The sequence below is a fragment of the Gluconobacter sp. OJB genome (assembly GCF_039638275.1).
In the GTDB taxonomy this organism is placed as follows: Bacteria; Pseudomonadota; Alphaproteobacteria; order Acetobacterales; family Acetobacteraceae; genus Gluconobacter; species Gluconobacter cerevisiae.
This window is the reverse complement of the sequence record NZ_JBDIWH010000008.1, coordinates 1-7,142: the sequence shown is the minus strand read 5'-3', so window position 1 is coordinate 7,142 and position 7,142 is coordinate 1. Positions and strand designations below refer to the sequence as shown.

The following is a 7,142-nucleotide window of genomic DNA, read 5'->3' as shown; positions in this document are numbered from 1 at the left end:
GTTGCAAGCCCGCACCCTCTGGGTGATCCATGAAACGCGCCCCTCGCAGCCTTCAACACCATGTTTTATATAGGAAATATAATGGTCAGGACAGCGAAATCAGCGCCTTACTTGGGAAATGTGGGATAAGATTTAAATAAAAGTCTGTAATAGACATGTAGATCCGGCCTTGCCGGAGCTGCAATAAACAAACAAGAATTATGAATTTTCTTATGTATAACTATTGACCTTTCAAATAAAAAAGCCAAATTGAAAAGCTCAGATATGGATTTATTATGAGATTTGTCTCTAGCGTAATATGTTTTTTCATCTTTCCTGTTTTCTCTAGAGTCAAAATTAAAATAATAGAATTTATCTACCTCTTCTAGCTCTTGGTATTCTTCCGGAAGTTCACATTTGTTGGGTGTTTTTGATTCTTCTATAAAGATATAGTACTCGTATCCACCCATGTAGAAAGTAATTTTGAATATACCATCATATTGATCAATTTCTTCTGAAACTAAAAAGTCTTTGAACGAAATCATATTTAGGTTTGGCTATCAAATTCAATTTTTGGTGCCAGACCTTTGTCATTTCTAACTTGGGAGAGCAACCTCATGCAGACCTAGACAATATGATTTCATATGATCAATATAGTTAGAAATGGAAAAGGGGCCGACCCTGGCAGGCCGACCCCTTCGAATCTCGCTGTAACGCGGCGAGCAGGTGCAAAAGCGATTGAGCCCGCTAGAGCGCCCGATAGAAGGAATATAGCGTGAGCCGTTCAAAGGTTCAACGTTCTCCTCCTTGGGAAGTGCTTGCCGTCTGAAAAGGACGGACATGACCTCTTTCGTTTCCCAGATCTGGACCCTGACCCAAGCCCGTCAGATTACTGCCAGGACACATCTCGTCCTCCAAGCCTTGGCCAGCTTCGAAGGGTATCGCGGACTCTTCCCGTCCCACGAAAGCATTGCCGCCCGCGCAGGATGCAGCACCAGAACCGTAATCCGGGCGCTGGAGACGGCTTACAGGCTGGGTTTGATAGAACGAACCCGCCAGCGCGTACGGCGCTCAGGACGCGTTGTGAATGGTCCCAATCGCTACCGGTTGATCGTGGTCAGCCTGGAACAAGCCAGGGCTGCCGCAGTCCATGCGACACAGCGTCTCAAAGAGGCTCTCTCCCGCCGAAAACTCCGTTTTTCTTCTAACTGCCAGAATGACAGCGGATCTCATTTTCAAAGAGATATTTCTTTTGAAAAGCCCCGCTCCAAGAACGACTGGCTCGATCTGATCGCCTCCTGGTCCACCTCTCCTTCGACGAGTTAACGTCTCCAAGCCAAAATTCCCCCTCAGACACGCGTTCAAAAGGCTCAAGACGAAGGAGCTCTACGAAAGGCTATCCCTTCATCTCGGCCCGACTTGGCCCTGAATGGCCCGAGACGGCCTCAGTCAGACCGAAACCTTGGGAGTTCTCCTTTGAGATCGTTTAAGGCCAAGTCGGACCGTCTCGGACAAAAAACAAACAGGCAAGATGTGTCACCCCGGACGGGGCAACGATCTTACTCGCCCAGGCTCGACGAGATACAGCGTAGCTACGCTAGGGATATGCTTGTATCGTTTACGCGTATCTCTTGGATCTGGATGACCCTATGACCCGCCAACGCTGCACCTATCAGGAGCTTGCCGAACAATGGGGCATCACCGTTCCTGCCGCCAAGCAGCGGGTCCGGCGCGCCGGGTGGAAGCGTGGGCGAGGCAATGACGGGATTGTCCGTGTTCTCGTGCCCGAGGATACGGAACGGATGGAAACAACCGTACCCCCCACAAAAACAGCAGAAAACCAAGCTCTGGAGACATTCAGGAATACGGTCGAAAACCTGACGGGTGTTACGGTCAAACAGGCGCAGAGGATAGAAGATTTGACCACAGCGCTTCTGGACAGTCAGGAACAGAACGCAGTTCTGCGGGAGCGGCTGGCAACGTTTGAAGCTCAGAAAACCCCATTACATGGGGCACAGTCTTTACCCCAGAAGCCCATTGCGCAGTCACAACCACAAAGCCTCATCGGACGGGTACTACGCGTACTCTACAAAGGGGATACGCCGTTACGATGAGGCGTATCCCCTTTGTCCCTGGTGGTGGCCGTTTGGCTAGGGGTTACAGGAAGCGGTGGCCGGCATGGGTCTTCAGCAGCGAGGCACGCCGGACATAGCTCCGCAGCACGTCGAGGCTCTGATGCCGGGAGGTTTCGGCGATTAGTAGCGCATCGGCGCCAGCCTCAGCCCCGGAGGTAATGAACCCCGCCCGCAGCGAATGCCCCGAGAAGCGCTCCGGATCGAGCCCCACGGCTTCGGCGGCCGTTTTGATGATCCGGGCCACCGATCGGTCCGACAGCGACCCGCCGATCCGGCCATGCCGGTCCACGGACCGGAACAGCCGACCGGACGTGATCCCGGCCGCCTCGCACCAGGCCGCGAGATGCTCCAGCGCCCGGATGGTGGAGCCATTCAGAATCCCGATCGTCTGACCGGCCCCGTCCGGGTCGGTCTTGCTGCGCCGGAGCGTGAGTAATGCGCCGCCCTCCTGGGACACGAGATCCGTAACGTCCAGCGTCACCAGTTCAGAGCGCCGCAACGCTCCGGCAAAGCCCAGGGCCAGAAGCGCCCGGTTGCGTAAGCCGATCAGCGTGTTGGGCTGGACATCGAGCATCCGGCGCAGCAGGTCCACGGTCGCGGGAGCTTTGCGGGTCGGCGCGGTGCCAAGCGTCCGCCGCATGCCCCGCAAAGCCTCCTGGACGACGCGGGAGCGGCTGAAGCTCTCGAATCCGGCCAGCTCATGCGCACAGGACAAAGCGGCCACCCCACGGGCCAGTGTCGCGGCTTTGCGGCCCTGCTCCAGACGCGACGCGATCCAGGCGGCGACAGTTTCGGGTCGAGCGGGGAGCGCCGTGACGCCCTGGGTGTGGCACCAGGCGACGAAGGCGGACCAGTCGGTACGATAGGCGCGCAGCGTGGCCGGAGACCGGGCCGCCAGAACCAGACGGTCAGAAGCGTCCTGAAGAACCGCCGGAATCGTCTCGGGGAAACGGGGCTGTAAGGTCACTGGCCCTTCAGGCCAGACCGAGAAACAGCGCCAAAGCGCGATTGACGGAAAGCATGACGGTATCGCTGGCGATCCCGAAGGTGGGGCCAATCTTGTCTCTTGAGACTGTGCTGGGCTTGTCAATCATCACCTGGGACGTTTTGCGCAGCCCGTTCCGCTCGTCTGGGACCACCGACAGGCGGAGCAAGGGCGCGTCGATCAGGGTGCTGGTGACAGGAAGCACGGTCACAGAGGCTGTCGTCTCGAAGCGGTCCGCCTGGACGATCAGAGCCGGTCGGGGTTTGCCCAGATCCCCCTGGAGGGCAACGGTGACGAAGTCTCCCCGGTTCATGCCTCCCATCCGTCGAGATCGCTGGCTGCGCTTTCAAGGAAGGACATCAGTGCGGGATCGTGCCGGTCTGACTCGGCCACCAGACGCGCCTGGCGCGCGCATTCCGCATCAAAGCCCGGGGTGCGTGTATCTGGCACCCAGATCTGGACGGGGCGCAGTCCGGCCTTGCGAAGGATGTCACGGCGCTTCTGGACGCGGATGGCAACAGGGGTCATGGCGTTTCTCCTCCCGTTACATGTAACGGGAAAGCGCGCTGATTTCTACCAAAATCAGGCTTAATGTCCTGCTGTCGTTGAGAAGAGATTCATCACCAGCACGCCTGCGATGATTAAACCCATGCCGATCATGGCCGGGAGATCAAGTCTCTGCCCCTGAAAGATCCAGGCGATCACGGCGACAAGGACAATGCCCACTCCCGACCAGATCGCGTACGCAATGCCGGTTGGAATCTCTTTGAGGGCCATCGAAAGGCAGTAGAAGGCGACGAGATATCCGACGCCGAGAATGATTGTCGGGACGAAGCGTGTGAATCCCTCGGAAGCCTTGAGAAGCGAGGTCGCGATGATTTCTGCAATGATGGCAATGCCGAGATAGAGATAACTCATGGCGTCATGATGAGCCGGAGCGCCTCAGAAAGAAAGCCTTTTGATGTCTGAGAATGGGCATTCTCAGACATTAGAAAGGCCTGCCTGATACCGTTCGCTGCGCGGGATCAGTCGATATCAGAGGGTCTCAAAAGAGTATCGCGACGGTATCAGGTCGGTATCACAAGAGTATCACCGCGATATCAGGATTTTCTCTTCTCCATATACAAATGCACCCTTTCAGGTGTGCGTCTCATCGAGCACTAGTGCTAAACGCGTCAAAACAGATTTTGGAGCGCCCCTCATGAGCCGACAGACCATGCACGCCGTCCGCCAACGCCGCAAAGCGCTCGGCCTGGTCCAGATGAATGTCTGGATCCACGAGGACGACAAAGACGACTTCCAGAAGGCTGTCGCGCCCTTCCGCGACCTGGCGCGTCAGATCGAGCAGGAGGCCCGGGAGGAGCCTTTGGAGTTTGTCCCGTTCACGTACCTGGTCCGGTTTCCTGTCACGCCTCCGGCCGCCGTGCGCAACAGCATGAAAGCGTCCGGATGGGTCTATGACCGGGACGGCGATGTCTGGAAACGTCCGGTGTCTGAGGAGACCGTTGAGGCGATCCGGCAGGAGGCCGTAGCCCTCAAGGTCCAGCATCAGGCCGTCACGGATTACGACTGGCACTAGTGCTGGATGAGACGCGCAACTGAAAGTTTGCATTTGTGTATGGAGAAGAAAAAAACCTGCAACGATCTTGCCACGATGGGGACACGACCGTGCAACGCTCTCTGACACGATGCAGGCACGATCTTTCAGCATCAGCCGGAGACAATGAGAGTCGTCAGAGAGGATTTCTGTTTGACCAGGTCCGCCGAGGAGCGCGGATTCAGTTTTGCGGATGGACTGGTCATTTTTGCGGGGCCGTTCCGTTACCGGCGACCGTGCGGCGTCATCTGAAGCTGACCCAGAAAGACATTGCCGCTTTGGCGGGAGTGCCTGTCGCGACTTGGCGGGACTGGGAGCAGGGCTGGATCCCGCAGTGTGGACCCTGCTTCGGGTGCTCTGGCGGGAGTCTGATGCTGTACGGCGGGCTATGGCCGCGTGAATGAATTGAATACAGATCTAGTGTCAGATTACGCTCATGACTTCTATATTTTTCATTTATGAAGGGATTTTTTAATAAAAAAAAGGCAGCCTAAGCTGCCTGTGTGAAAAATTATGATGCGGTAAAAGAATAAACAACCTTTTCAGATGCTAGATTCATTCTTTTTTCCGAGATAATGGCTCTTTTTACTTTATCAGACATAATCTTTTTAAAGTCTATATTGTTGTTAGCGGATTGCGTAGACTGGGACATTGTCCTCTTCCCTATCTGCTTTTATCTGAACTTGTTTCACTTCTAACTGTCTAAATTCATAACACATATAAGGGCGGATTCGGTCGCGCGGGGGCTGTCGATGATGCGGCGGGCAAGCCTGTTGATACGCCGGCTGGAAAGCTATTTCGCGCAGCATGGGCTGTCGCAACTCCGCTTCCTGTTCCTCATCGTCATCGACCGGGAACCCGAACGCGATACGCTGACGGTCGGCGAGATCACGGCCCGCCTCGACGTGGCAGGCCCGATCGTCGCGCGAACCTTGCGCGCGCTGGAGACGGAGGGGCTGCTCGTCGTTACCAGGGATGACCTAGACGCGCGAACGAAGCATGTCGGGTTGACCGATCGTGGCAGTGCGCTGCTGGCGCAATTGCTGCCGGGTTATTTCGCGATCATCGCCGAAGAGATGGAAGCGACGGAGTGACCGGCGCGTAGAGAACATGGCGAATGCTTCCGGCACCTCCGCATGGACGAGTGCGTAATCGGGACCAAGGGTACGACATTGTCGCTTGCCGCCGTCATGCCCGTGCGCCCGACCTGCGATCGGCGGCGAACGTCTCGCCAGGCATCGCCGCGATGGCATTGCCGGTACGCGGAATACGCTCGAACGGCTTGAGCGTGGCATGGTTGCCGGCTGCAAGCACCGCCACCCGTGGCACGAGCCACCCTGCCGGTCAACGATCGGCGTTGGATCGGAGCCGCCGCTGGCAGCTCCGATCCGTCGAGTACGTTGCAGGACATCCCCAACGAACGTCTCAGCCATGGATGAAGGCCAGAATGTCGGCATTGACCTCTTCGGCATGGGTGGTGTGCATGCCGTGCGGCGCGCCTTCGTAGATTTTCAGTTCGCTGCCACGGATCAACGCATGCTGCTTCAACGCAGCCGCCTTGTACGGCACGACCTGATCGTCATCGCCCTGCAGGATCAGTGTCGGCACGGTAATCGCCTGAAGGTCGGCCGTCTGATCGGTTTCCGAAAAGGCCGCGATGCCCTCATACTGGGCCTGGGCCGATCCCATCATCCCCTGCCGCCACCAGTTGCGGATGGTGGCTTCGGACGATTTGGTCAGCAGCCGGTTGAACCCGTAGAAGGGACCGCTGGGCACGTCGAGGTAGAATTGCGCCCGGTCGGCGGCAAGCTGCGCCCGGAAATCGTCGAACACCTCGATCGACGTGCCCTCGGGATTGTTGTCGGTCTTGACCATCAGCGGGGGCACGGAACTGATGAGGACCGCCTTCGCGACACGGCCCTGGGGCTGGCCGTGCCGGGCGACATAGCGCGCGACCTGACCGCCGCCCGTCGAGTGGCCGACGTGGATCGCATCACGCAAGTCCAGCGCTTCGACCACCGCCGAGGCGTCGGCGGCATAATGATCCATGTCATGGCCTTCGCTCACCTGGCTCGATCGACCGTGGCCGCGCCGGTCATGAGCGATCACGCGAAAGCCCTTCGCGAGGAAGAACAGCATCTGGGCGTCCCAGTCGTCCGCGCTCAGGGGCCAGCCGTGATGGAAATGGATCGGTCGGGCCGACTTCGGCCCCCAGTCCTTGTAGAAAATCTCGGCGCCGTCAGCGGTGGTAACGAATGGCATGGCTCTTCTCCATTTTTGTCGTTGACAGTGATGGGGATCGCAACGTCCCGGACAGACCCTGCATTCCCCAAGTGGCGTGGCGTTTGAGGTGAAGATCGCCTGTATCCGAGCGCTAGACAAGGATTTTCTGCCGCAAGCGGCACCTGCGGTCGCGCAGACTGCTGGATCTGGACGGATCAGACCG

The 7,142-nt window shown here is 57.4% G+C and carries 10 protein-coding genes; 4 read left to right on the top strand and 6 right to left on the bottom strand.

What is annotated here, in order from left to right; translation table 11 throughout:
- Nucleotides 1-107 precede the first annotated feature (107 nt).
- Nucleotides 108-524 carry a hypothetical protein gene (locus tag ABDK74_RS15800; protein WP_346004592.1) on the bottom strand — a complete coding sequence of 139 codons (417 nt, stop codon included), beginning with the start codon at nt 522-524 and terminating at the stop codon, nt 108-110.
- A gap of 295 nt (nt 525-819) precedes the next feature.
- On the opposite strand from ABDK74_RS15800, the gene ABDK74_RS15795 reads away from it, so the two are divergent.
- Both ABDK74_RS15795 and ABDK74_RS15790 read left to right on the top strand, forming a co-directional pair.
- On the top strand, nt 820-1,305 hold the full coding sequence (locus ABDK74_RS15795) for a helix-turn-helix domain-containing protein (protein ID WP_253441013.1): 486 nt from the start codon (nt 820-822) through the stop codon (nt 1,303-1,305).
- A gap of 323 nt (nt 1,306-1,628) precedes the next feature.
- Complete coding sequence (locus ABDK74_RS15790; protein WP_346004591.1) at nt 1,629-2,093, top strand: hypothetical protein; 465 nt, start codon at nt 1,629-1,631, stop codon at nt 2,091-2,093.
- A gap of 43 nt (nt 2,094-2,136) precedes the next feature.
- Here ABDK74_RS15790 and ABDK74_RS15785 read toward each other — a convergent pair whose 3' ends face one another.
- The 4 genes from ABDK74_RS15785 to ABDK74_RS15770 are packed head-to-tail and all read right to left on the bottom strand — an operon-like array spanning nt 2,137 to nt 4,017.
- Nucleotides 2,137-3,081: a site-specific integrase gene (locus ABDK74_RS15785; RefSeq protein WP_346004590.1), complete on the bottom strand. Its 945-nt coding sequence runs from the start codon at nt 3,079-3,081 to the stop codon at nt 2,137-2,139.
- Between the two features lie 7 nt (nt 3,082-3,088).
- The gene (locus tag ABDK74_RS15780) at nt 3,089-3,412 is read right to left on the bottom strand and encodes a type II toxin-antitoxin system PemK/MazF family toxin (protein ID WP_211510848.1); all 324 of its coding nucleotides are present in this window, start codon (nt 3,410-3,412) and stop codon (nt 3,089-3,091) included.
- Nucleotides 3,409-3,627, bottom strand: a complete 219-nt coding sequence (locus tag ABDK74_RS15775; RefSeq protein WP_253440998.1) for an antitoxin MazE family protein — start codon at nt 3,625-3,627, stop codon at nt 3,409-3,411. The genes ABDK74_RS15780 and ABDK74_RS15775 overlap by 4 nt, the downstream gene beginning before the upstream one ends.
- 60 nt (nt 3,628-3,687) lie before the next feature.
- Nucleotides 3,688-4,017, bottom strand: coding sequence for an SMR family transporter (locus tag ABDK74_RS15770; RefSeq protein WP_253441008.1), 330 nt, complete (start codon nt 4,015-4,017; stop codon nt 3,688-3,690).
- A 283-nt stretch (nt 4,018-4,300) separates the two neighbouring features.
- On the opposite strand from ABDK74_RS15770, the gene ABDK74_RS15765 reads away from it, so the two are divergent.
- Together ABDK74_RS15765 and ABDK74_RS15760 are read left to right on the top strand one after the other, a co-directional pair.
- The gene (locus ABDK74_RS15765) at nt 4,301-4,678 is read left to right on the top strand and encodes a hypothetical protein (RefSeq protein ID WP_346004589.1); all 378 of its coding nucleotides are present in this window, start codon (nt 4,301-4,303) and stop codon (nt 4,676-4,678) included.
- 770 nt (nt 4,679-5,448) lie between these two features.
- Nucleotides 5,449-5,790, top strand: coding sequence for a MarR family transcriptional regulator (locus ABDK74_RS15760; protein ID WP_346004588.1), 342 nt, complete (start codon nt 5,449-5,451; stop codon nt 5,788-5,790).
- A gap of 331 nt (nt 5,791-6,121) precedes the next feature.
- On the opposite strand, the gene ABDK74_RS15755 is transcribed toward ABDK74_RS15760, so the two are convergent.
- Entirely contained in the window at nt 6,122-6,958 is an 837-nt protein-coding gene (locus ABDK74_RS15755; RefSeq protein WP_346004587.1) for an alpha/beta hydrolase, read from the bottom strand.
- Nucleotides 6,959-7,142 lie beyond the last annotated feature (184 nt).

Excerpts from the sequence above, each read along its gene's own strand:
- ABDK74_RS15770 (WP_253441008.1), bottom strand. The coding sequence starts at position 4,017 with ATGAGTTATCTCTATCTCGGCATTGCCATCATTGCAGAAATCATCGCG.
- ABDK74_RS15755 (WP_346004587.1), bottom strand. The coding sequence starts at position 6,958 with ATGCCATTCGTTACCACCGCTGACGGCGCCGAGATTTTCTACAAGGAC.
- ABDK74_RS15795 (WP_253441013.1), top strand. The coding sequence starts at position 820 with ATGACCTCTTTCGTTTCCCAGATCTGGACCCTGACCCAAGCCCGTCAG.
- ABDK74_RS15765 (WP_346004589.1), top strand. The coding sequence starts at position 4,301 with ATGAGCCGACAGACCATGCACGCCGTCCGCCAACGCCGCAAAGCGCTC.
- ABDK74_RS15790 (WP_346004591.1), top strand. The coding sequence starts at position 1,629 with ATGACCCGCCAACGCTGCACCTATCAGGAGCTTGCCGAACAATGGGGC.
- ABDK74_RS15775 (WP_253440998.1), bottom strand. The coding sequence starts at position 3,627 with ATGACCCCTGTTGCCATCCGCGTCCAGAAGCGCCGTGACATCCTTCGC.
- ABDK74_RS15780 (WP_211510848.1), bottom strand. The coding sequence starts at position 3,412 with ATGAACCGGGGAGACTTCGTCACCGTTGCCCTCCAGGGGGATCTGGGC.
- ABDK74_RS15800 (WP_346004592.1), bottom strand. The coding sequence starts at position 524 with ATGATTTCGTTCAAAGACTTTTTAGTTTCAGAAGAAATTGATCAATAT.
- ABDK74_RS15760 (WP_346004588.1), top strand. The coding sequence starts at position 5,449 with ATGATGCGGCGGGCAAGCCTGTTGATACGCCGGCTGGAAAGCTATTTC.